This is a genomic window from Stenotrophomonas sp. STEN147, assembly GCF_056757995.1.
Window position 1 is genome coordinate 175,939 of record NZ_JBRRCG010000005.1, and the last position, 22,256, is coordinate 198,194.

Annotated in this window: 19 protein-coding genes and 3 tRNA genes; all 22 read right to left on the reverse strand. The window is 64.9% G+C overall.

Translation table 11 applies throughout. The features are described from left to right. Positions 1 to 38: 38 nt before the first annotated feature. The 22 genes from infB to tpiA all read right to left on the reverse strand — a co-directional run bounded on the left by infB (position 39) and on the right by tpiA (position 22,003). Positions 39 to 2,681: a translation initiation factor IF-2 gene (gene infB, locus ACVOKU_RS08035; RefSeq protein WP_481559581.1), complete on the reverse strand. Its 2,643-nt coding sequence runs from the start codon at positions 2,679 to 2,681 to the stop codon at positions 39 to 41. 92 nt (positions 2,682 to 2,773) lie between these two features. Further along, a complete protein-coding gene (gene nusA, locus ACVOKU_RS08040) occupies positions 2,774 to 4,285 on the reverse strand; it encodes a transcription termination factor NusA (protein ID WP_053518673.1) in 1,512 nt (503 codons plus the stop codon). A gap of 4 nt (positions 4,286 to 4,289) precedes the next feature. Continuing rightward, positions 4,290 to 4,880: a ribosome maturation factor RimP gene (gene rimP / locus ACVOKU_RS08045; protein ID WP_053518672.1), complete on the reverse strand. Its 591-nt coding sequence runs from the start codon at positions 4,878 to 4,880 to the stop codon at positions 4,290 to 4,292. A gap of 367 nt (positions 4,881 to 5,247) precedes the next feature. Continuing rightward, positions 5,248 to 5,324: transfer RNA gene (locus ACVOKU_RS08050), tRNA-Met, on the reverse strand. A gap of 82 nt (positions 5,325 to 5,406) precedes the next feature. Beyond that, a tRNA-Met gene (locus ACVOKU_RS08055) sits at positions 5,407 to 5,483 on the reverse strand. Between the two features lie 126 nt (positions 5,484 to 5,609). After that, the gene (gene nuoN, locus ACVOKU_RS08060; RefSeq protein WP_053519920.1) at positions 5,610 to 7,070 is read right to left on the reverse strand and encodes an NADH-quinone oxidoreductase subunit NuoN; all 1,461 of its coding nucleotides are present in this window, start codon (positions 7,068 to 7,070) and stop codon (positions 5,610 to 5,612) included. Positions 7,071 to 7,085: 15 nt separating this feature from the next. Beyond that, positions 7,086 to 8,594 (reverse strand): NADH-quinone oxidoreductase subunit M, encoded by a 1,509-nt coding sequence (locus ACVOKU_RS08065; protein WP_481559582.1) that lies wholly within the window; start codon positions 8,592 to 8,594, stop codon positions 7,086 to 7,088. A gap of 23 nt (positions 8,595 to 8,617) precedes the next feature. Then, positions 8,618 to 10,780 carry an NADH-quinone oxidoreductase subunit L gene (gene nuoL / locus ACVOKU_RS08070; protein ID WP_481559583.1) on the reverse strand — a complete coding sequence of 721 codons (2,163 nt, stop codon included), beginning with the start codon at positions 10,778 to 10,780 and terminating at the stop codon, positions 8,618 to 8,620. Positions 10,781 to 10,787: 7 nt separating this feature from the next. Beyond that, positions 10,788 to 11,093 (reverse strand): NADH-quinone oxidoreductase subunit NuoK, encoded by a 306-nt coding sequence (gene nuoK, locus ACVOKU_RS08075; RefSeq protein ID WP_053519917.1) that lies wholly within the window; start codon positions 11,091 to 11,093, stop codon positions 10,788 to 10,790. Continuing rightward, positions 11,090 to 11,749, reverse strand: coding sequence for an NADH-quinone oxidoreductase subunit J (locus tag ACVOKU_RS08080; protein WP_074899414.1), 660 nt, complete (start codon positions 11,747 to 11,749; stop codon positions 11,090 to 11,092). The genes nuoK and ACVOKU_RS08080 overlap by 4 nt, the downstream gene beginning before the upstream one ends. Before the next feature lie 9 nt (positions 11,750 to 11,758). After that, complete coding sequence (gene nuoI / locus ACVOKU_RS08085; protein ID WP_053519915.1) at positions 11,759 to 12,247, reverse strand: NADH-quinone oxidoreductase subunit NuoI; 489 nt, start codon at positions 12,245 to 12,247, stop codon at positions 11,759 to 11,761. Positions 12,248 to 12,251: 4 nt separating this feature from the next. Next, positions 12,252 to 13,346 (reverse strand): NADH-quinone oxidoreductase subunit NuoH, encoded by a 1,095-nt coding sequence (gene nuoH, locus ACVOKU_RS08090; RefSeq protein WP_481559584.1) that lies wholly within the window; start codon positions 13,344 to 13,346, stop codon positions 12,252 to 12,254. Then, positions 13,343 to 15,577 carry an NADH-quinone oxidoreductase subunit NuoG gene (nuoG, locus tag ACVOKU_RS08095; RefSeq protein ID WP_053519913.1) on the reverse strand — a complete coding sequence of 745 codons (2,235 nt, stop codon included), beginning with the start codon at positions 15,575 to 15,577 and terminating at the stop codon, positions 13,343 to 13,345. The genes nuoH and nuoG overlap by 4 nt, the downstream gene beginning before the upstream one ends. Further along, positions 15,574 to 16,914 (reverse strand): NADH-quinone oxidoreductase subunit NuoF, encoded by a 1,341-nt coding sequence (gene nuoF, locus ACVOKU_RS08100; protein WP_065175540.1) that lies wholly within the window; start codon positions 16,912 to 16,914, stop codon positions 15,574 to 15,576. The genes nuoG and nuoF overlap by 4 nt, the downstream gene beginning before the upstream one ends. A gap of 4 nt (positions 16,915 to 16,918) precedes the next feature. Further along, entirely contained in the window at positions 16,919 to 17,446 is a 528-nt protein-coding gene (nuoE, locus tag ACVOKU_RS08105; protein ID WP_006381132.1) for an NADH-quinone oxidoreductase subunit NuoE, read from the reverse strand. 97 nt (positions 17,447 to 17,543) lie between these two features. Then, complete coding sequence (locus ACVOKU_RS08110) at positions 17,544 to 18,851, reverse strand: NADH-quinone oxidoreductase subunit D (RefSeq protein ID WP_193396108.1); 1,308 nt, start codon at positions 18,849 to 18,851, stop codon at positions 17,544 to 17,546. Continuing rightward, positions 18,848 to 19,594 (reverse strand): NADH-quinone oxidoreductase subunit C, encoded by a 747-nt coding sequence (locus ACVOKU_RS08115; protein ID WP_481559585.1) that lies wholly within the window; start codon positions 19,592 to 19,594, stop codon positions 18,848 to 18,850. The genes ACVOKU_RS08110 and ACVOKU_RS08115 overlap by 4 nt, the downstream gene beginning before the upstream one ends. A 33-nt stretch (positions 19,595 to 19,627) precedes the next feature. Next, complete coding sequence (locus ACVOKU_RS08120; protein WP_005410463.1) at positions 19,628 to 20,182, reverse strand: NuoB/complex I 20 kDa subunit family protein; 555 nt, start codon at positions 20,180 to 20,182, stop codon at positions 19,628 to 19,630. Next, complete coding sequence (locus ACVOKU_RS08125) at positions 20,173 to 20,529, reverse strand: NADH-quinone oxidoreductase subunit A (RefSeq protein WP_053519909.1); 357 nt, start codon at positions 20,527 to 20,529, stop codon at positions 20,173 to 20,175. Before ACVOKU_RS08125 ends, ACVOKU_RS08120 begins: the two co-directional genes overlap by 10 nt. A 111-nt stretch (positions 20,530 to 20,640) precedes the next feature. After that, positions 20,641 to 20,725, reverse strand: a tRNA-Leu gene (locus ACVOKU_RS08130). Between the two features lie 51 nt (positions 20,726 to 20,776). Further along, a complete protein-coding gene (gene secG, locus ACVOKU_RS08135; RefSeq protein WP_065175541.1) occupies positions 20,777 to 21,214 on the reverse strand; it encodes a preprotein translocase subunit SecG in 438 nt (145 codons plus the stop codon). A 33-nt stretch (positions 21,215 to 21,247) separates the two neighbouring features. Continuing rightward, positions 21,248 to 22,003, reverse strand: a complete 756-nt coding sequence (gene tpiA, locus ACVOKU_RS08140) for a triose-phosphate isomerase (RefSeq protein ID WP_065175542.1) — start codon at positions 22,001 to 22,003, stop codon at positions 21,248 to 21,250. Positions 22,004 to 22,256: the final 253 nt, after the last annotated feature.

A 22,256-nucleotide genomic window follows, 5' to 3' on the forward strand; every position in this document is an offset into this window, starting at 1 on the left:
GGGGTGGACCGGCCCGCGAGGGCCGGTCCGTTGCAGCATTACAGGGTACGCGGCACTTCGATGCGCTCGAAGCACTCGATCTGGTCGCCCGGCTTGACGTCGTTGTAGGCCTTCACGCCGATGCCGCATTCGGTACCGTTGCGGACTTCCTCGACGTTTTCCTTGAAGCGACGCAGCGATTCCAGCTCGCCTTCGAACACCACCACGCTGTCGCGCAGGACGCGGATCGGCTTGCTGCGCTTGACCACGCCTTCGATGACCATGCAGCCGGCGACGGCGCCCAGCTTGGAGCTGCGGAAGACATCGCGGACCTCGGCGATACCGATGATCTCTTCGCGGATCTCCACGCCCAGCAGACCGGAGGCCACCTGCTTCACCTGATCGATCACGTCATAGATGATCGAGAAGTAACGCAGGTCCACGCCGTTGGATTCGATGATGCGACGGGCCGAAGCATCCGCACGCACGTTGAAGCCGATGACGGTGGCCTTGGAGGCGGCAGCCGAATTGGCGTCCGACTCGGTGATGCCGCCCACGCCGGAGTGGATCACGTTGATGCGGATGTCGTCGTTGGACAGCGCGACCAGGGCCTGGCTCAGCGCCTGCACCGAACCCTGCACGTCGGCCTTGATGACCAGGTTGAGGACCTGCTGGCCCTCACCCTTGCCCAGGGTCGCCATGATGTCTTCCATCCGGCTGCCCGCCGTGGCGACCAGGCGCGACTCGCGGCGCTTGGTCTCACGCTGCTGGGCAACGTCCTTGGCCAGACGCTCGTCCTCGACCACCACGAAGTCGTCACCGGCCTCCGGCACGCCGGACAGGCCCAGGACCTGCACCGGGATGGACGGGCCGGCGAACTCCGGCTGCTTGCCGGTTTCGTCGAACAGCGCTCGCACGCGGCCGTACTGGATGCCGCACACCAGGTAATCGCCCTTCTTCAGGCGGCCCTGCTGCACGAGCACGGTGGCGACCGGGCCGCGGCCCTTGTCCAGCGACGATTCAATCACCACGCCGGACGCGCGGCCTTCATCGACAGCCTTCAGCTCCAGCAGTTCGGCCTGGATCGAGATGGCGTCCAGCAGGTCGTCGATGCCCAGGCCGGTCTTGGCCGAGATCTCCACCATCTGGGTGTCGCCACCGAAGTCTTCGGCCACGACCTGCTCGGTCAGCAGTTCATTCTTGACCCGCATCGGATCGGCGTCGGACTTGTCGATCTTGTTGATTGCCACGATCAGCGGCACGCCGGCGGAACGGGCATGCTGGATCGCTTCCTTGGTCTGCGGCATCACGCCGTCATCGGCAGCGACCACCAGCACCACGATATCGGTCAGTTTGGCACCGCGGGCACGCATCGAAGTGAAGGCTGCGTGGCCCGGGGTATCCAGGAAGCTGATCACGCCCTTCGGCGTATCCACGTGGTACGCACCGATGTGCTGGGTGATGCCGCCGGCTTCGCCGGTGGCGACCTTGGTGCGGCGGATGTAATCCAGCAGCGAGGTCTTGCCGTGGTCGACGTGGCCCATGATGGTGACCACCGGCGGGCGCTGCACGGCTTCGCCCTGGTTTTCACCGGTCGATGCCAGCAGTGCGTCCTCGGCGTCGTTGTCGTTGGCACGGATCGCCTTGTGGCCGAGTTCCTCGGTCACCAGCGCCGCCGTGTCGTGGTCGATGGACTGGGTGATGGTGGCCATCACGCCCATCTTGAACAGCGCCTTGACCACCTCGCCGCCCTTCAGCGCGAGCTTCTGCGCCAGGTCGGCCACGGTGATCGTGTCGCCGATCGCCACTTCACGCACGACCGGTGCGGTCGGACGTTCGAAGGCATGCGGACCGGCGTTGCTGCCACCGCGCGACATGTCGCGACGGCCGCCGGCCTGGTTCCGGCCGCCCGGACGACCACGGGTCGTGCTGTTGCTGTTGCCACGACGTGCACGGTCGGCGGCCGACAGGTGCATCTGGCCGGAGAAACGATCGCCCGGGCCACGCTCGTTGCGCGGCGCGCTGCGGTTGTTGCGGTCGTCGCTGCGTGGCGGCGCGCCACGCGGGGCAGCCGGGGCTGCGGCCGGGGTACGCGGCGGACGCGGTGCGGTTTCGTCGATCGGAGCGCGCGTCTTCGGCTGGCTGGCGGCCAGCGCCTCGGCGGCCTTGGCGGCAACCGCTGCTTCCTCTGCAGCCTTCTTCTCGGCTTCGGCACGCTCCTTGGCGGCAATCTCCTCCTCGCGTGCACGGACGATGGCCTCGTCGCGCAGACGGTCCTTCTCGGCCAATGCCTGCTGTTCGGCGAGGTTGCGGGCGCGCGACTCTTCCAGCTTGCGCAGGATGTCGGCGCGCTCTTCGTCCGGAGTCATCGCACGACCACCATCGGCCTTGACGTAGGTACGCTTCTGGCGCACCTCGACATTCACGGTCGTCTTGCTGCGACCGGAATTGACCGTCACTTCCTGCTGTTTACGGCGGTTGAGGGTGATCTTCTTTGCAGACTGATCGGTCTCTTCCGGCGCCTGCTCGGGCTTGCCGTGCGAACGACGAAGGAAGCCCAGGAGCTTCACCTTCTCGGTGCTGGTCACGACCTGGTCGGGACCGCTGAACTTCATGCCGGCACCGGCCAGCTGTTCAAGCAGTTTTTCGACCGGTGTGTTGACCAGTTCGGCAAGCTTGCGGATGGTGGTTTGCTGCGACATTCGGATCCTATGATCTTGTGGGCGCCCCCCCGCATCTGGAGGTGGCGCGGATTCTACGCCCTGAGCGGCTCAGGGCCCTGTTCATTGCCGGCTCATTCGCCGCGTTCCAGTCGGGCGATCTCCTCGGCACGCGCGGCCAGGATCAGCGCGGCGGCGCGCTCCTGGTCCAGCCCTTCGATGCCGAAGTCCACGACCTCGTCGGCGGCCAGGTCGGACAGATCCTCGCTGGTGCGCACGCCGTGGCCGGCCAGCGCATACGCGGTGGCTTCGTCCATGCCCTTCAGGGACAGCAGGTCCTGCGCCGGCTGGCCGTCTTCAAGGCCTTCCTCGACTGCCAGGGCCTCATTGAGCAGCGCATCGCGGGCACGAGCGCGCAGCTCTTCGACGATATCCTCGTCGAAACCTTCCACGGCCAGCAGTTCGCCGACCGGGACATAAGCGATTTCCTCGACGGTGCCGAAGCCTTCGCTGACCAGGATGCCGGCGATCTCCTCGTCCACTTCCAGCTTGTCCATGAACAGCTGGCGGGCCGAAGCCTGCTCGGCCTCCGACTTGGCGGTGACCTGGTCCTGGGTCATCACGTTGAGCTGCCAGCCGGTCAGGCGGCTGGCCAGGCGCACGTTCTGGCCACCCTTGCCGATCGCCTGGGCCAGGCGGTCCTCGGCAACGGCCAGATCCATCGAGTGCTTGTCCTCATCGACGATGATCGACTGCACCTCGGCCGGCGCCATCGCATTGATGACGAAGTTGGCCGGGTTGTCGTTCCACAGCACGATATCCACGCGCTCGCCATTGAGCTCGTTGGACACCGCCTGCACGCGCGAACCGCGCATGCCGATGCAGGCACCGATCGGATCGGTGCGCTGGTCGTGGGCCAGCACGGCGATCTTGGCGCGGTCGCCCGGATCGCGGGCACAGGCCTTGATTTCCACCAGGCCCTGACCGACTTCCGGCACTTCCAGCTTGAACAGCTCGATCATGAACTCCGGCGCGGCGCGGCTGATGAACAGCTGCGGGCCACGCGGCTCCGAGCGCACTTCGGCCAGATAGCCGCGGACGCGGTCACCGGCGCGCAGCACGTCGCGCGGAATGCCCTTGTCCTTCGGGATGAAGCCTTCGGCGTTGCCGCCGAGGTCGACGTAGATGTTGCCACGCTCGGCACGCTTGACCACACCGGTGATCAGCTCGCCGACGCGGTCCTTCCATGCGTCCACGACCTGCTGGCGCTCGGCTTCGCGAACGCGCTGCACGATCACCTGCTTGGCGGCCTGGGCGGCGATGCGGCCGAAGTCCGGGTTCTCGATCTGCTCTTCGATGTAATCGCCGACGTCCACGCCCTCGGCTTCATCGATGGCGTCCATCAGGCGGATCTGGCGGTCGGGCGACTCCATGACCACGTCATCGGCCACCACTTCCCAGCGACGGAAGGTTTCGTAGCTGCCATCCTTGTGGTCGATGACCACGCGGGTCAGCACTTCCTCGTCGGGATAGCGCTTCTTCGCTGCCGAGGCCAGGGCGGCCTCGATGGCATCGAAGATCACTTCACGCGGCACGCCCTTCTCGTTGGCGACCGCGTCGACTACCAGCAACAGTTCCTTGCTCATTGGCTCACTCCGCGCGCGGCTTCTTTGCCGCCGGCTCGTTGGAAGAAGAATTCTTGTTCGGCTTCGGACGCTTCGGTGCCGGACCGGTCGGCTTGCTCGGGGCCAGCCCCAGCGCCACCCAGTCGGGCAGGATCCGTGCCTTGTCGATGTTGTCCGCCGACACGACCACTTCGGCCTTGTCGACGATGAAGGTGATGGTGCCCGCCGCCTCGTCGGTCGCTTCGATACGGCCCTGCAGGCGACGTCGGTTGTCCTGCGGCAGCTTCAGGGTGACCTTGGCCGACTCCCCCAGGTGGCGAGTGAACTGCTCCAGGTTGAACAGCGGACGATCGACGCCCGGCGAAGACACTTCCAGCGTGTAGTTGCCGCTGATCGGGTCTTCGACGTCCAGCTGCGCCGACACTTCGCGGCTGACCCGCTCGCAGTCGTCGACATTGATGATGCGCTCGGGCTGTTCAGCCAGCGGCACGTCGATGTAAAGGCGCAGGGTCGCACCGCCGGGGGCCGGCAGATACTCAACGCCCAGCAGCTCCAGGCCCAGCGACACAACGGTCGGGGCGAGCAGATTCGCGATGTCGGTTGCCTTGTCGCTCACAGCCTGCCTTGATCTCTTGGTTGGGTGCCGGCCATGGCCGGCGTGAACATGACGCCCCGGAAACGACAAAGGGCCCGCAGGGCCCCTTTTCCGGAAAGACTCCGGTGACTGGATTCCGGTTGCAGCACGCCGCGGAGGCATGTTGCGAGCCCTCCTTCCGGGTGAGGTCTCCACAGGGGAGCGCCGCCTTCAGGGGTACTGCTTAGGCCGCTGATGATAGCGGCTGCACCGCGCTGGTGCAAGGCAGGGACCCGGGGTCAGATCCCTTTTCCGCGGGGAAAGGGGTCTGACCCCGAACACGCGGAAAGCACGCATACCTCAAAGAAAAACGCCTTCGAAGCAGAACTTCGAAGGCGATCTCTTTACTTGGTAGCGGGGGCAGGATTTGAACCTGCGACCTTCGGGTTATGAGCCCGACGAGCTGCCAGACTGCTCCACCCCGCATCAGAAGCGGAATCATGAGGCATAACTGCAATAAATGCAAGCTTTCCCTCATTCATCAAGCCGGATGGCGCCGGCCCGATGTTGGTAGCGGGGGCAGGATTTGAACCTGCGACCTTCGGGTTATGAGCCCGACGAGCTGCCAGACTGCTCCACCCCGCACCGGAAGTGTTTGAACTGCTGCCCCACCCTGGCGAGGGGGCCACTGCAACGATGTTCTGGCTGAACCGCTGCAGTGACAACTCAGGCTGCGCATATTACACGAATCGCGCAGCTTTGTGTCAACTTTTATGCAAGATGCGCAAAAGCCTGCTGGCACCAGACCATGATCGGGTTCCAGGCCAGGCCCAGGGCCAGCAGCGCCAGCGCGTTCACGCCCAGCACCAGGCCCAGCACGCGATCGTTGCTGCGCGGAATGGCCTCGCCCACCGGCTCATCGAAGTACATGACCTTGATGACCCGCAGGTAGTAGAAGCAGCCGACCACTGCGCACAGCACGCCGAGGATCGCCAGCCACAGCAGGCCGCCGTTGACGGCCGCACCCAGCACCGCCAGCTTGGTCCAGAAGCCGAGGAACGGCGGAATGCCCGCCAGCGACGCCATGATGCACAGCACCAGGCCGGCCATCCACGGGTTGCGGGCGTTCAGGCCCTTGAAGTCCTCGATGTTCTCGGCCTCGAAGCCGGCACGCGACAGCGCGATGATCGCACCGAAGGCAGCGGTGGACATGATGGCGTAGGCCAGCGCATAGAACAGCGCGGCAGCGTAGCCCTGCGAGCCACCACCGGCGATGCCCATCAGCAGGAAGCCGATGTGCGAGACGGTTGAGAACGCCAGCATGCGCTTGAGATTGCTCTGCGCGATCGCCATCAGGTTGCCGATCACCAGCGATACGGCGGCCAGGCCGGCGATCAGCAGCTGCAGCTCGGTCGACAGCGGGCCCACGCCCATTTCCAGCAGGCGGTAGGCCATGCCGAACGCAGCCAGCTTCGGTGCCGAGCTGATGAACAGCGCGATCGGCGCCGGCGCACCCTGGTAGACGTCCGGCAGCCACATGTGGAACGGTGCCGCACCCAGCTTGAAGGCCACGCCCGCGATCATGAACACCGCGCCGGTGATCAGCAGCACGCGCTCTTCGGAATGCGGGATGGCATCGCGGATCACGTCCAGGTGCAGGCTGCCGGTGGCGCCGTAGATCAGCGACATGCCATACAGCAGCAGGCCGGAGGCAAGCGAACCGAGCACGATGTACTTCATCGCCGCTTCCGAGGCCAGGCCGCTGTCGCGGTTGCTGGCCACCAGCGCATACGAGCACAGCGCCAGCAGTTCCAGGCCCAGGTAGACCATCAGCAGGCTGCCGGCCGAGACCAGGATCATCATGCCGGCCGTGCCGAACAGGATCAGCACCGGGATCTCACCCTGGAACAGGTTGCGGTCGCGCAGGTAGCGCCAGCCGTACACGAGGGTCAGGCCGCTGAGCAGCACGATCCCGGTCTTCATCACGTCCGCGGCGGTATCGCGCACGAACATGCCATGGAAGACCTCTCCCTGCCCGCCCACGCCGGTCGCCAGCATGAACAGCACGACGGCCAGTGCAGCAACCGAGAACAGGTGGGTGACGATCTTGTTCCGCTCGCTGACGAACAGGTCGAGGATCATCAGGGCGAAGGCGCTGCCGATCAGCACCAGCTCGGGGGCGAGCGGAGGCAGGTCAGCAGCGGTCAATGGCAGCAGCGGCGAGGTGGTCATCATCAAATCCTGGAATTACAGCAGCTTGCTGGATGCGATCTGCATCGCCAGCTTCGCGATCGAGGGCTCCATCAGGTCGGTCAGCGGCTTGGGGTAGATGCCCAGGGCAAGCACGCCGATGGCGAACACGCCCAGCACCAGCCATTCGCGGCCGTTGATGTCCTTCAGTTCGGCGACATGGCTGTTGGCCACTTCGCCGAAGAAGATGCGCTTGTACAGCCACAGGGTGTAGGCCGCACCGATGATCAGGGTGGTGGCCGCGCCCAGGGCGATCCACGGGTTACGCTGGAAGGCGGACAGGATGACCATGAACTCGCCGACGAAACCGCTGGTGCCCGGCAGGCCCGCATTGGCCATGAAGAACAGCATGGCGAAGGTGGCGAACCAGGGCATCACATTGACCACGCCGCCGTAATCGGCGATGCGGCGGCTGTGCATGCGGTCGTACAGCACGCCGACGCAGGAGAACATCGCACCCGACACGAAGCCGTGCGAGATCATCTGCACCATCGCGCCCTGCAGGCCCAGGCGGGCCGCATCGACGTTGCCGGCTTCACGCACCAGCCACAGGGCAATGAAGGTACCCAGGGTGACGAAACCCATGTGCGCGATCGACGAGTACGCGATCAGCTTCTTCATGTCGTCCTGGACCAGGGCGACCAGGCCAACGTAGATCACCGCGATCAGCGACAGCGCGATCACCAGCCAGGCCCACTCCAGCGAAGCATCCGGCACGATCGGCAGGTTGAAGCGCAGGAAGCCGTAACCACCGATCTTCAGCGCGATGGCGGCCAGGATCACCGAACCGGCGGTCGGCGCTTCCACGTGCGCATCCGGCAGCCAGGTGTGCACCGGGAACATCGGCACCTTGACCGCGAAGGCGATCAGTAAGGCGAAGAAGATCCAGGTCTGCTCCTTGGCCGTCAGCGGCAGCGCGTACAGATCGGCCAGCTGGAAGCTGCCGCCCTTCATGTACAGGTAGATCAGCGCCACCAGCATCAGCACGGAGCCGAGGAAGGTGTAGAGGAAGAACTTCAGTGCGGCGTAGATGCGACGCGGGCCACCCCAGACACCGATGATGAGGAACATCGGGATCAGCATCGCTTCGAAGAACACGTAGAACAGCATCGCGTCCGTCGCGGCGAAGATGCCGACGGTGACGCCTTCCAGGATCAGGAAGGCCGCCACGTACTGGTTGACGCGCTTGTCGATCGCGCTCCAGGCACCGATCAGGGCAAGCACGCTGACCAGGGTGGTCAGCAGGATCAGCGCCACGGCGATGCCGTCCACGCCCAGGTTGTAGCCGATCTTGTACGCCGGGATCCACGCATGGGTCTCGACGAACTGCAGGCCATCGATGCCCGGGTTGTAGCCGCCCAGCAGCGAGAGGCTCGCCACGAAGGTCAGCACCGCCACGCCCAGCGACGCCCAGCGGGCGGTCTGCGCATCACGGATCGCAAGGATCAGGGCACCACCGATGATCGGCAGCCAGATGAGGACACTGAGTAGAGGCCAGTTCGACACGTCTTCTTATTCCGTACAGGTCATCAACGCAGGTAATGCATCAGCACGCCCAGCAGGGCAATCAGGCCGATGATCATCGCGAAGGCGTAGTGATAGAGGAAACCGGATTGGGTACGACGCAGCACGCCGGCTGCGACGTCCACAACACGTGCCGAGAGATTGACCACGCCGTCGACGATGTTGCTGTCGATCCAGCGCGAGACCCTGCCGAGCTTGACGCTGCCACCGGCAAAGCCATCGATCCACAGCTTGTCGAAGCCGTACTTGTTTTCCAGCACCGACACCAGCGGGGCGAAGGCCTTGCGCGCCTTGCCCGACAGGTCCGGCTTCCACAGGTAGAACAACGCGGCCAGCAGGAAGCCCGCCAGGGTCAGCCAGAACGGCGGCAGCATCATGCCGTGCAGCGCGAACGCCACCGGGCCATGGAATTCCTCGCCGAGGAAGGCCACGGTGTTCTTGGCCGGATCGTAGAAATCAACGATGCCGGTGAAGAACGTGGTCGCCTGGCCCTTGATCGCCTCATGGGCGTGGTGGCCGGCCCAGTCGGTGCCGTGAAGCATCGGACCGATGCTGAAGAAGCCGATGGCGATCGACGGGATGGCCAGCAGGATCAGCGGCAGGGTCACCACCCACGGGGTCTCGTGCGGCTCGTGCGCGCCGTGGCCATGACCGTGGTCGTCATGGTGGGCGTCGGCAGGGTGCGCATCGGCGGCATGGTGATCGTCATGGCCGTGGCCATGATCGTCATGCGCGTCGCGGAAGCGCTCCTTGCCATGGAAGGTCATGAACAGCAGGCGGAAGCTGTAGAAGCTGGTCACCAGCACGCCGCCCAGCACCGCCCAGTAGCCATAGGTGGCCACCCAGCTGCCCTGGATATGGGCATGGATCTCGGCGGCCTCGATGATGGTGTCCTTCGAGTAGAAGCCGGAGAAGAACGGCGTACCGACCAGGGCCAGGGTACCGATCCACATGGTGATGAAGGTGATCGGCATGTACCTGCGCAGGCCGCCCATCTTGCGCATGTCCTGCTCGTGGTGCATGGCGATGATGACCGAACCGGCGCCGAGGAACAGCAGCGCCTTGAAGAAGGCGTGGGTCATCAGGTGGAACACGGCGGCCGAGTAGGCCGAAACACCCAGCGCCACGGTCATGTAGCCCAGCTGCGACAGCGTCGAGTACGCGACCACGCGCTTGATGTCGTTCTGCACGATACCGATCAGGCCGGTGAAGAAGGCCGTGGTGGCACCGATGAACAGGATGAAGTCCAGCGCGGTCTGCGACAGCTCGAACAGCGGCGACATGCGGGTGACCATGAAGATACCGGCGGTCACCATGGTCGCGGCGTGGATCAGCGCCGAGATCGGCGTCGGGCCTTCCATCGAATCCGGCAGCCACACGTGCAGCGGGACCTGGGCCGACTTGCCCATGGCGCCGATGAACAGGCAGATGCAGATCAGGGTGGCGATCGACCAGATCACCGGCTCGTTCAGCAGCTGCATCCCGAACAGGGTGCCGTCCCAGATCTGCAGCTGGGCGCGCGGGTCGGCCAGCATGCTGGCCTGCGAGAACACCTCGGAGTAGTCCAGGGTGCCGAACACCCACAGCACGCCGGCGATACCCAGCAGGAAGCCGAAGTCACCGACGCGGTTGACCAGGAACGCCTTCATGTTGGCGAAGATCGCGGTCGGGCGCTTGAACCAGAAGCCGATCAGCAGGTACGACACCAGGCCCACCGCTTCCCAGCCGAAGAACAGCTGCAGGAAGTTGTTGCTCATCACCAGGGTGAGCATCGAGAAGGTGAACAGCGAGATGTAGCTGAAGAAGCGCTGGTAGCCCGGATCGTCCTGCATGTAGCCGATCGTGTAGATGTGGACCAGCAGCGACACGAAGGTCACCACCACCATCATCATCGCGGTCAGCTTGTCGACCATGAAACCGACGTGGGCCGAGTACTGGCCGACTTCAAAGAAGGTGTAGACGTTCTGGTTGAACGGCTGCGCCCCGCCCCACAGCAGCTGGTAGAGCGTGTACATCGACAGGCCGCACGCAACCGCAACGCCGAGGATGGTGATGGTCTGCGCGCCGAAGCGCTTGACCTGGCGACCGAACAGGCCGGCGATGATGCTGCCGAACAGCGGTGCAAGCACCACTGCGATCAACAGACTCTTGGAGAGAGTGATTTCCATCTGTGGATCAGCCCTTCAGCGAATCGACTTCGCCGACATTGATCGTGCGGCGGGTACGGAACAGGGTCACCAGGATCGCCAGGCCGATGGCGGCCTCGGCAGCGGCGACGGTCAGGATGAAGAACACGAACAGCTGGCCGGACGGGTCGCCCAGCTGGCGCGAGAATCCGACGAAGTTGATGTTCACCGACAGCAGCATCAACTCGATCGACATCAGCAGCACGATGATGTTCTTGCGGTTGAGGAAGATGCCGGCAAGGCTGATGCAGAACAGCACCGCGCCCAGCGCCAGGATATGGCCCAGAGTGATCATGCCTTGGTCTCCTCTTCGCCCGCCGCAGGCGTGCTGTTGCTGTGCACCACCGGCTGCTCGGCACTCATCTTGACCACGCGCAGGCGATCGTGCGCCTTGACCATGGTCTGCTGCGTCGGGTTCTGGGTCTTCAGGCCTTCGCGGCGACGCAGGGTGAGCATCACCGCGGCCACCACGGCCACGGTCAGGATGACGGCGGCGAACTCGAACGGCAGCAGGTACTCGGTGAACAGGCTGCGGGCCAGCCAGGTGACGTTGGACGTGTCAGCGGCCAGAGCGGCCGCATTGTCGGCCGGGAACGGATTGACCGCCCTGCCCTTGACGCCGATCAGCATCAGCATCTGCACCAGCATCGCCACGGCCACGATCAGGCCGACCGGCAGGTAACGCACCCAGCCCTCACGCAGGTTCGACGGATCGATGTCGAGCATCATCACCACGAACAGGAACAGCACCATCACCGCGCCGACGTAGACCAGCACCAGCGCCACACCGAGGAACTCGGCGCCCACCAGCAGCCACACGCAGGCAACGGAGAAGAAGGTCAGCACCAGGCACAGAACGGCGTGCACGGGGTTGCGCACGCTGATCACCGCCGCGGCGGAGATGCCGGCCACGATGGCGAAGACCCAGAAAGCGATATTTACCCAATCCATCTCTCGACCTCAGCGGTAAGCGGCATCGGCGGCGCGACGCTCGGCGATCTCGGACTCGAGACGGTCGCCCAGGGCCAGCAGCTGCGGCTTGGTAACGATGTTTTCGCCACGATTCTCGAAGTGGTACTCGAGGATGTGGGTTTCGACGATCGAGTCCACCGGGCAGCTTTCCTCACAGAAGCCGCAGAAGATGCACTTGAACAGGTCGATGTCGTAGCGGGTGGTACGGCGGGTGCCGTCCTCGCGCTTGGCCGAATCGATGGTGATGGCCAGCGCCGGGCAGACCGCCTCGCACAGCTTGCAGGCGATGCAGCGCTCTTCGCCGTTGGGATAGCGGCGCAGCGCATGCAGGCCACGGAAGCGCGGCGACTGCGGGAACTTCTCCATCGGGTACATCATCGTGTACTTCGGCCTGACGCTGTACTTCAGCGTCAGCCAAAGGCCGGCCAGCAGTTCGAGCAGCAGCAGGCTCTTGAAGTAATGGGTAATCCTGTTCATCACTTTAGACGCCCTTTTGAATCACGCCGAAGAACACCATGACGGCGGTGACCGCGATCCAGAAAATGGTCAGCGGAATGAAGACCTTCCAGCCCAGGCGCATGATCTGGTCGTAGCGGAAGCGCGGGAAGCTGGCACGGAACCAGATGTAGGCACTGGCGAAGAAGAACACCTTGACGAACAGCCACGGCGCGCCACCCTTCCAGATCCAGTCGACCAGCGGCGACACAGTGCCCGGATCGATCCAGCCCTGGATCGGGCTCAGCCAGCCACCGAGGAAGAAGATCGAGATCAGGAAGCTGATCAGGATCATGTTCGCGTACTCGGCCAGGAAGAACAGCGCGAACGCGCCGCCGGAGTACTCGACCATGTGGCCAGCGACGATTTCCGACTCGCCTTCCACCACGTCGAACGGCGCACGGTTGGTCTCGGCCACACCGGACACCCAGTACACGACGAACAGCGGGAACAGCGGAATCAGGAACCAGTCGAAGAAGCCGGAACTGCCGGCCTGGGCCATCACGATGTTGCTCAGGTTCAGGCTGCCCGAAGCGATCATGACGCCGACCAGGGCGAAGCCCATCGCGATTTCGTAGCTGATCATCTGCGCCGAGGCACGCATCGCACCCAGGAACGCATACTTCGAGTTGGACGCCCAGCCGGCCAGGATGATGCCGTAGATGCCCAGCGAGGTCATCGCCAGCAGGTACAGCAGGCCGGCATTGGCGTTGGACAGCACGATCTGCGAATCGAACGGAATCACCGCCCAGGCCGCGAACGCCGGGGCCAGGGTGATCAGCGGTGCCAGCAGGTAGATCGCCTTGTTGGCGTTGCTCGGCTGGACCACTTCCTTGAACAGCAGCTTGAAGACGTCGGCGAAGGCCTGGAAGATGCCCATGCCCACGTACATCGGGCCATGGCGGACGTGCATCCAGCCGATCAGCTTGCGTTCCCAGACCACGTAGAAGGCCACCGAGACGATCACCGGTACGGTGATCACCAGGATCTTCAGGATGATCCAGATCAGCGCGCCGATGTCACCGAGGCCGAGCAGCCACTGGTGCAGCGGATCGACCGCGTTCAACAGCAATTCGTTCATGCAGCCACCACCGTTACGCGAGCGGCACCCAGCGGCGCGGTCGCGCCGTGGCCCGATTCAATCCAGACCGAACCCGCAGCGACGCGGGCGTCGACCACCACCGGCAGGGTGGCGCGACCGGCGTCGGTGCCGACCTTGGCCATCTGCCCTTCCTGCAGCTGCAGGCGTGCGGCATCTTCCGTGTTGAGGACGATGCGCGGGGCGTTGTTCAGCGGATGCGACTGCAGCGCCGGAGCGCGACGGACCACGGCATCGGTGCGGTAGATCGCCGCCGTCGAGGCCACTTCCAGGCCTTCGCCTGCAACGGCCGGCTGGGCCGACGCAGCCACGGTGACCGATACCGGTGCCAGGCTGGCACGCAGGCCCGCCAGATCGATGAAGTCGAAACCGGCCACCGCCAGCTCACCGCCCAGCGCACGCAGGACGCGCCAGCCTTCACGGGCCTCGCCCGGCAGCTTGCCACCGGCACGGGCCGACTGTTCGCGGCCATCGAGGTTGGTCAGGGTGGCGTCGATTTCCGGCAGCGCACCGATCGGCAGGATCACATCGGCGACGTCGCGGGTCGAGGCGCAGGCGAAGTGGCTGAACGCCACGACCTGGGCACCGGCCAGCGCCTTGCGCGCGGCAGGCGCATCGGCGAAGTCCAGGCCCGGCTCCAGGCCGTACACCACGTAGGCCTGGCGCGGCTGCGCCAGCATCGCGGCGACGTCCCTGCCGGCCGGCAGCACGCCCGCACGGGTCAGGCCGACGGCGTTGGCGCCCTGCGGAATGCGGCACAGGCGGGCACCGGTGGCGGTGGCGAAATCACGCGCGGCGGCGCGGATCGCGGCGGCCTGCGGGTGGTTCTCGGCGATGGCACCGACGATCAGCACGGTGTTGCTGCCACCCTGCACCGCCGAACGCAGCTCGGCATTGGCCAGGGCATCGACGAACTGCGACGGTGCGACGATCTGCTTGCCGGCGATGCTGAAGGCGAAGTCGAAGTCGACCGGGTTGACGACGTGGATCTTCGCGCCGTTCTGGGTCTGCGCCTTGCGCAGGCGGGCATGCAGCAGCGGCAGTTCATGGCGGATGTTGCTGCCCAGAACCACGATGCGGTCAGCGCCTTCGATCTCCGCCAGCGGCAGGCCGAACACTTCGGCGGTGGCGGCGTCGGAGAAATCGCGGTTGTTGATGCGGTGATCGATGTTGCCCGAGCCCAGGCCCTTCGCCAGGCGCGCCAGCAGAGCGCCCTCCTCGTTGGAGGTCGACGGGTGCACCAGCACGCCCAGGGTGTCGCCCTGGTTCGCCTTCAGGATGTCGGCGGCAGCGGCCAGGCCTTCGGCCCAGCTCACTTCCTTCCACTCGCCGTTGACCTTGCGCAGCGGCTTGACCGCACGGTCTTCGCTGTACAGGCCCTGGTGCGAGTAGCGGTCGCGGTCGGACAGCCAGCATTCGTTGACCGCTTCGTTGTCGCGCGGCACCGAACGCAGCACTTCACCGCGGCGCACATGCAGGAACAGGTTCGACCCCATCGCGTCGTGGTAACCCAGCGACTCGCGCGCGGTCAGCTCCCACGGACGGGCACGGAACTGGAACACCTTGTTGGTCAGCGCGCCGACCGGACAGACGTCGACGACGTTGCCGGACAGTTCGGTGGTCAGGGGCTTGCCGTCGTAGGTACCGATCTGCAGGTTCTCGCCGCGGTACATGCCACCCAGTTCATAGGTGCCCGCCACTTCGGCGGTGAAACGGACGCAGCGGGTGCACTGGATGCAGCGGGTCATCTCGGTGGCGACCAGCGGACCCATGTCCTCGTCCGGGACCACGCGCTTGCGCTCGTTGAAGCGGCTGACCGAACGGCCATAGCCCAGCGACACGTCCTGCAGCTCGCACTCGCCGCCCTGATCGCAGATCGGGCAGTCCAGCGGATGGTTGATGAGCAGGAACTCCATCACCGAGCGCTGGAACTTCAGCGCCTTCTCACTGCGGGTGGCGACCTTCATGCCGTCCATCACCGGCGTGGCGCAGGCCGGCGCCGGCTTCGGCGACTTCTCCACGTCCACCAGGCACATGCGGCAGTTGGCGGCGATCGGCAGCTTCTCGTGGTAGCAGAAGCGCGGAATCGGAATGCCGGCCTTGTCGGCGGCCTGGATGATCATCGAACCCTTGGGCACGACCAGGGACTTGCCATCGATCTCGATGGTCACATGGTCCGGTGGCACGTTCGGGTTTACGGGTTGCGCGCTCATGCGGCGGCTGCCTCCACCTTCTTGCCGTCAACCATCGAATGACCGTTGACGATGTAGTACTCGAATTCGTCCCAGAACTGGCGCAGGAAGCCCTGGATGGGCCATGCCGCCGCTTCGCCGAACGCACAGATGGTGTGGCCTTCGATCTGGCCGGCCACCGCCTTCAGCTGGTGCAGGTCTTCCATCGTGGCCTTGCCGGCGACGATGCGCTCGAGCACGCGGTGCATCCAGCCGGTGCCTTCGCGGCACGGCGTGCACTGGCCGCAGGATTCCTTGTGGAAGAACTGGCTGATGCGGCAGGCGAACTTGACGCAGCACACGCTGTCATCCAGCACCACGACCGCCCCGGAACCCAGGCCGGAGCCCAGCGCACGGATGGTGTCGTAGTCCATCGGCAGGCCCTTCAGCTCCGCCGCGGTGAGCACCGGCATGGAGACGCCGCCCGGAATCGCACCCTTCAGGGTACGGCCCGGGCGCAGGCCACCGGCCATTTCCAGCAGCTCGTCGAAGGTGGTGCCGAGCGGCACTTCAAAATTGCCGCCGTTCTGCACGCAGCCGGAAACCGAGAAGCACTTCGGGCCGCCATTGGCGGTCCGGCTCAGGCCCTTGAACCACTCCGGACCGTTGCGGATGATCGCCGGCACCGAGCCGTAGGTCTCGGTGTTGTTGATCGTCGACGGCTTGCCGTACAGGCCGAAGTTGGCCGGGAACGGCGGCTTGTAGCGCGGCTGTCCCTTCTTGCCTTCCAGCGATTCCATCAGCGCGGTTTCTTCGCCGCAGATGTAGGCACCGGCACCGAGAGCACCGTAGATGTCGATGTCCACGCCTGAGCCCAGCACGTTCTTGCCCAGCCAGCCGTTCGCGTAGGCGTCGGCCAGGGCCTGCTCGAAGTGCTCGAAGGGCTCGTGGTGGAACTCGCCGCGCAGGTAGTTGTAGCCCACGGTCGAACCGGTGGCGTAGCAGGCGATCGCCATGCCTTCCACCACCGAATGCGGGTTGTAACGCAGGATGTCGCGATCCTTGCAGGTGCCCGGCTCGGATTCATCCGAATTGCAGAGGATGTACTTCTGCATGTTGCCCTTGGGCATGAAGGACCACTTCAGGCCGGTCGGGAAGCCTGCGCCACCGCGGCCGCGCAGGCCGGAGGCCTTGACCATCTCGATGACCTGCTCCGGCGGGATCTTCTCTTCGAGGATCTTGCGCAGGGCAGCGTAGCCACCGGTCTTGAGGTAGCTTTCGTACGACCACGGAGTGTCGTAATGCAGGGTGGTGTAGACCACCTGGTGCGGCAGCGGCGCGGGACCGACCGGGCCCTTGGATTCGTGGTGATGTGCCATGCCCTTACTCCAGCCCGTCCAGCAGCTCGTCGACCTTTTCCAGGGTCAGACGCTCATGGTAGTGACCGTTGATGACCATCATCGGCGCACCGCCGCAGCCGGCCAGGCACTCTTCCTCGCGCTTGAGGTAGACGCGGCCGTCCGGGGTCGATTCGCCGTGCTTGATGCCCAGCTTCTTCTCGCAGTGGCGCACGATGTCCTCGGCGCCATTGAGCCAGCAGCTGATGTTGGTGCAGATGGCCACGTTGTTGCGGCCCACCTTCTCGGTCTCGAACATCGAGTAGAAGCTGGCGACCTCGTAGGCCCACACCGGCGGCAGGTCCAGGTACTTGGCCACGCCGGCGATCAGCTCGTCGGTCAGCCAGCCCTCGTTCTGCTCCTGGGCCGCATGCAGGCCCTGCAGCACGGCAGAGCGCTTGCGGTCCGGCGGGAACTTGGACAGCCAGTGATCGATGTGAGCGCGGGTCTTGTCGCTCAGCACCACCATCGGGTCGACGTCGCGCGCCGCCTCGAAATTACCTGTCGCCTTCATCGGCCGACCTCAGCGAAATGCATAACGTGAAATTCCAGGAACTGCGGCGCCGGCTTGCGCCGGCTGCCTGCAGCAGGCGTTGGCGTGGCAGACGGCATTACCGGTCAACCTCGCCGAACACCAGATCGTAGGTACCGATCATCGCCACCACGTCGGCCAGCATGTGGCCGCGCACGATCGAGTCGATCGAGGACAGGTGGGCGAAGCCCGGCGCACGCAGGTGCACGCGGAAGGGCTTGTTGGCGCCGTCGGAAACCAGGTAGCAGCCGAACTCGCCCTTCGGGGCCTCCACCGCCGAGTAGGTCTCGCCGGCCGGCACGCAGTAGCCTTCGCTGAACAGCTTGAAGTGGTGGATCAGCGCTTCCATGTCGTCCTTCATGTCCTCGCGGCTGGGCGGAGCGACCTTGAAGTTCTTGACCATGACCGGGCCGGGGTTGGCCTTCAGCCATGCCACGCACTGCTTGATGATGCGGTTGGACTCGCGCATCTCGGCGACGCGGACCAGATAACGGTCGTAGCAGTCGCCTTCCTTGCCCAGCGGAATGTCGAAATCAACGGCATCGTACTTGGCATACGGACGCTTCTTGCGCAGGTCCCAGGCGACGCCCGAACCGCGCAGCATGACGCCGGTCATGCCCCACTGGTGCGCCAGTTCCGGAGTGACCACTCCGATGCCGACGGTGCGCTGCTTCCAGATGCGGTTGTCGGTCAGCAGGGTTTCGTATTCGTCGACGCGACCCGGGAACTCATTGGTGAAGTTCTCCAGGAAATCCAGCAGCGAGCCCTCGCGCGAAGCATTGAGCTGCTTCAGCGCCTTGCCCTTGTGCCAACGGGATTCCTTGTACTTCGGCATGTGGTCCGGCAGGTCGCGGTAGACACCGCCCGGACGGTAGTACGCCGCGTGCATGCGCGCGCCGGAAACCGCTTCGTAGCAGTCCATCAGCTCTTCGCGCTCGCGGAAGGCATACAGCATCACCGCCATCGCGCCCAGGTCGAGCGCGTTGGAACCCAGCCACATCAGGTGGTTGAGGATGCGGGTGATCTCGTCGTACATGGTACGGATGTACTGCGCACGCTCCGGCGCTTCGATGCCCATCAGGGTCTCGATCGCGCGCACGTAGGCGTGCTCGTTGCACATCATCGACACGTAATCCAGGCGATCCATGTAACCGATCGACTGGTTGAACGGCTTGGACTCGGCCAGCTTCTCGGTACCACGATGCAGCAGGCCGACGTGCGGGTCGGCGCGCATGATGGTCTCGCCGTCCATCTCCAGGATCAGGCGCAGCACGCCATGCGCGGCCGGATGCTGCGGGCCGAAGTTCATGGTGTAGTTGCGGATTTCCTGCCGGCTTTCGGCGGCATTGCTGGCGAACGCTTCGCCGGCCTGGTGTACGTGGCTCACTTCACTGCCTCCTGCGCGCGCTCGCCGGCTGCGGTCTGCAGACGGGCGTCGTCGCGGATCACGCGCGGCACGCCGACACGCGGCTCAACCGAGGTGACCGGTTCGTAGATCACGCGCTTCTTTTCTTCGTCGTAGCGCACTTCGACATTGCCGATCAGCGGGAAGTCCTTGCGGAACGGATGGCCGACGAAACCGTAGTCGGTCAGGATCCGGCGCAGGTCCGGGTGGCCTTCGAAGATCACGCCATACAGATCGAACGCTTCGCGCTCGAACCAGTTCAGGCCCGGCCAGATGCCGGTCAGCGAGGACACCACCGGCAGCGCTTCGTCAGGTGCGAAGCAGCGCAGGTGCATCATCAGGTTGTGCTGGTACGAGCGCAGCTGCGCCACCACGGCAAAGCGCCGGGTCGGCATGTGCTGCGGGCGGGCGCCTTCGGCACTTTCCTCGCTGGGGAACTCGCCCCACGCGAAGCGGCCCTGCGCCTTGCCCTCGACGCCGCGGCTGAAGCCGTGCGAGGACACGTCGGCGGTGTCCCATTCGTCGGAGCCATAGCCCAGGTAGTCGACGCCGCAGAGGTCCACGGCCTGCTCGAAACCAAACTCGTCACGCAGCGCCAGGGCGGTGGCGTGCCACTCGGCGGCAGGCACTTCCAGCGTCACTTCGCCGCGGGGTTCGACCACGATGACCTTCGCACCAGCGAAACGTGCGGAGAGTCGGTCGATGAAGGATGCTTGCTCTGCCATGGGGGCTTGGCGCGCTCTTGTCAGGTGAAGGGGTCAGCGGGCGATGGTCTGTGTACGCCAGATCTTCTTCTGCAGCTGCAGGATCCCGTACACCAGCGCCTCGGCGGTCGGCGGGCAGCCCGGGACGTAGACGTCCACCGGCACCACGCGATCACAGCCGCGCACGACAGAATAGGAATAGTGGTAATAACCACCGCCATTGGCACAGCTGCCCATGGAGATCACCCACTTGGGGTCGGGCATCTGGTCGTAGACCTTGCGCAGTGCCGGGGCCATCTTGTTGACCAGCGTACCGGCGACGATCATCACGTCGGACTGGCGCGGCGACGGGCGGAACACCACGCCGTAACGGTCCAGGTCCAGGCGCGCGGCGCCGGCGTGCATCATCTCCACGGCACAGCAGGCCAGGCCGAAGGTCATCGGCCACATCGAGCCGGTACGCGCCCAGTTCAGCAGGGCGTCGACGCTGGTGGTGACGAAGCCTTTTTCCAGCAGGGGATTGTCGCCTTCCGGCCGCAGGATGTCATCAACCCGCCCTTCCGGGGTCGGATTGTTCATCAGGCCATCGAGCGTCTGAATCACTCCCATTCCAGCGCTCCCTTCTTCCAGACGTAAATGAAACCGAGGAACAGCATGCCGACGAACAGGCCCATGGTGACCAGCGAACGGGCACCCAGCTCCATGAAGACCTGGGTCCACGGCACGATGAAGATGATTTCCAGGTCGAAGACGATGAACTGGATCGCGATCAGGTAATAGCGCACATCGAACTTCATGCGCGCGTCTTCGAACGCTTCGAAGCCGCACTCGTACGGCGAGAGCTTTTCCAGATCAGGGCGGCGGGGACCGAGGAGTCGGCCGACCAGCATCAGCACGACGCCGATACCGGTGGCAACGATCAGAAACAGCAGAGACGGCAAATATTCGGCCAGCACAGCGATTCTCTCTTGCCTCTGCCGCTGCGCCTGCAGGCGCTTTGGCATGGGGGAGTGGACGGGAATCGCCCTGGCGCATTGCGCGCCAGGTGAACCCGCTTTACTTACAAATGGTGCCCAAGAGGGGACTCGAACCCCTACGACTTGCGTCGCTACCACCTCAAGGTAGTGCGTCTACCAATTCCGCCACCTGGGCAAACGATCACATCAGACTATCTTCCCGATGCGCCGCGTATTGTAACCGGCTTCAGTCTTTCTGGGAGCCTTCCGACGGCTTTTCTTCACCAGAAACCGAAGATTCCGCCTGAGCCGGCACAGTCGCCGCCGGAACCGGGGCTGCCGGGACCTCATCGGCCTTCGGAACGGCCGGCAGTTCGCCTGCAGGGGCGGCCGGAGCGCTGGCCGCCGGGGCGGACATCAGGCCCAGGTCCTGCTCGGCGGCAGGACGACTGCCGTGGCCGGCATACCAGGCCATGAAGAGGCTGATGCCGAAGAACACCACGGCCAGCCACTTGGTCGACTTGGACAGGAAGTTCGAGGCGCCACGCGCACCGAACACCGTTCCCGAGGCACCGGCACCAAAGCCCGAACCAGCCGCTGCGCCCGAGCCACGCTGCATCAGGATCAGCGCGATCATGGCTACGGCAACCAGCACGTAGACGACATTGAGGATCAACATCAGCATTGGAAATCCGCCCTCGGACAATACTTCTAGGATTTAGTTCGCGGCCGCCGCCTTCGCGATGGCCAAGAAGTCCGCGGCCACCAGGGAGGCGCCGCCGACCAGCCCACCATCGACATCCGGCTGCGCGAACAGTTCACCGGCATTGTCGGGCTTCACGCTGCCGCCGTAAAGAATGGGCAGTGAATCAGCAATTCTAGCATCGATGCGCGCGACTTCGCCACGGATGAACGCGTGCACCTGCTGCGCCTGCTCCTTGCTTGCGGTGCGGCCGGTGCCGATCGCCCAGACCGGCTCGTAGGCGACCACGGCGCTGGCGAAGCCGTCGGCACCGACGAGATCCAGCACCGGCGCCAGCTGGCTGGCGATGACCGCTTCGGTCTGTCCGGCCTCGCGCTGCTCCAGGGTCTCCCCCACGCACAGCACCGGCACCAGGCCGGCATGCAGGGCAGCGGCGAACTTGCGGGCAACCAGTTCGCTGCTCTCGTGGTGGTACTGGCGACGCTCGGAATGTCCAACCAGCCCATAACGGGCACCGACCTCGTGCAGCATGGCCGCGCACACTTCGCCGGTGTAGGCCCCCTTCTCGTTGCTGCTCACGTCCTGGGCACCGAAGGTCATGCCGGTCGCGCCGAACTCCTCGACCAGCTCGCCCAGGTACGGCAGCGGCGGCAGGATGACGACATCGACCCCGTCCAGCGGCAGTCCCGCAGCCACCTGCCCCAGCAGTTCATTGGCGAATTGACGGCTGCCATGCAGCTTCCAGTTTCCGGCGACGATCTTGCGGCGCATGAGCGGGTGGCTCCTGTGTGAAGTCAGCCGGTCATGATACCCGCTACGGCAAAAATCCGTTTCCGTGTAAGCGGTTACATGGATTTCCAGCCAACGACGCGGCCCCTCGTGGCGGGGTGGGGTTGGTCGCGAGGAGCCCCGGGCGGACTCGTGGGGTTGGCCGGACGGGTGGGGATGACGGGGGACGCCGTGAACCCATCCCTGGGGGCTTGGCCGCGGCATCCATGCCGCGGACACCCCCGCCATCCCCACC

Excerpts from the sequence above, each read along its gene's own strand:
- nuoE (WP_006381132.1), bottom strand. The coding sequence starts at position 17,446 with ATGAAGGCGACAGGTAATTTCGAGGCGGCGCGCGACGTCGACCCGATG.
- nuoG (WP_053519913.1), bottom strand. The coding sequence starts at position 15,577 with ATGAGCGCGCAACCCGTAAACCCGAACGTGCCACCGGACCATGTGACC.
- nuoI (WP_053519915.1), bottom strand. The coding sequence starts at position 12,247 with ATGAACAGGATTACCCATTACTTCAAGAGCCTGCTGCTGCTCGAACTG.
- nuoK (WP_053519917.1), bottom strand. The coding sequence starts at position 11,093 with ATGATCACTCTGGGCCATATCCTGGCGCTGGGCGCGGTGCTGTTCTGC.
- nusA (WP_053518673.1), bottom strand. The coding sequence starts at position 4,285 with ATGAGCAAGGAACTGTTGCTGGTAGTCGACGCGGTCGCCAACGAGAAG.
- nuoL (WP_481559583.1), bottom strand. The coding sequence starts at position 10,780 with ATGGAAATCACTCTCTCCAAGAGTCTGTTGATCGCAGTGGTGCTTGCA.
- ACVOKU_RS08115 (WP_481559585.1), bottom strand. The coding sequence starts at position 19,594 with ATGGCAGAGCAAGCATCCTTCATCGACCGACTCTCCGCACGTTTCGCT.
- tpiA (WP_065175542.1), bottom strand. The coding sequence starts at position 22,003 with ATGCGCCGCAAGATCGTCGCCGGAAACTGGAAGCTGCATGGCAGCCGT.
- nuoF (WP_065175540.1), bottom strand. The coding sequence starts at position 16,914 with ATGGCACATCACCACGAATCCAAGGGCCCGGTCGGTCCCGCGCCGCTG.
- nuoN (WP_053519920.1), bottom strand. The coding sequence starts at position 7,070 with ATGACCACCTCGCCGCTGCTGCCATTGACCGCTGCTGACCTGCCTCCG.
- secG (WP_065175541.1), bottom strand. The coding sequence starts at position 21,214 with ATGCTGATGTTGATCCTCAATGTCGTCTACGTGCTGGTTGCCGTAGCC.
- ACVOKU_RS08120 (WP_005410463.1), bottom strand. The coding sequence starts at position 20,182 with ATGGGAGTGATTCAGACGCTCGATGGCCTGATGAACAATCCGACCCCG.
- nuoH (WP_481559584.1), bottom strand. The coding sequence starts at position 13,346 with ATGAACGAATTGCTGTTGAACGCGGTCGATCCGCTGCACCAGTGGCTG.
- ACVOKU_RS08080 (WP_074899414.1), bottom strand. The coding sequence starts at position 11,749 with ATGGATTGGGTAAATATCGCTTTCTGGGTCTTCGCCATCGTGGCCGGC.
- infB (WP_481559581.1), bottom strand. The coding sequence starts at position 2,681 with ATGTCGCAGCAAACCACCATCCGCAAGCTTGCCGAACTGGTCAACACA.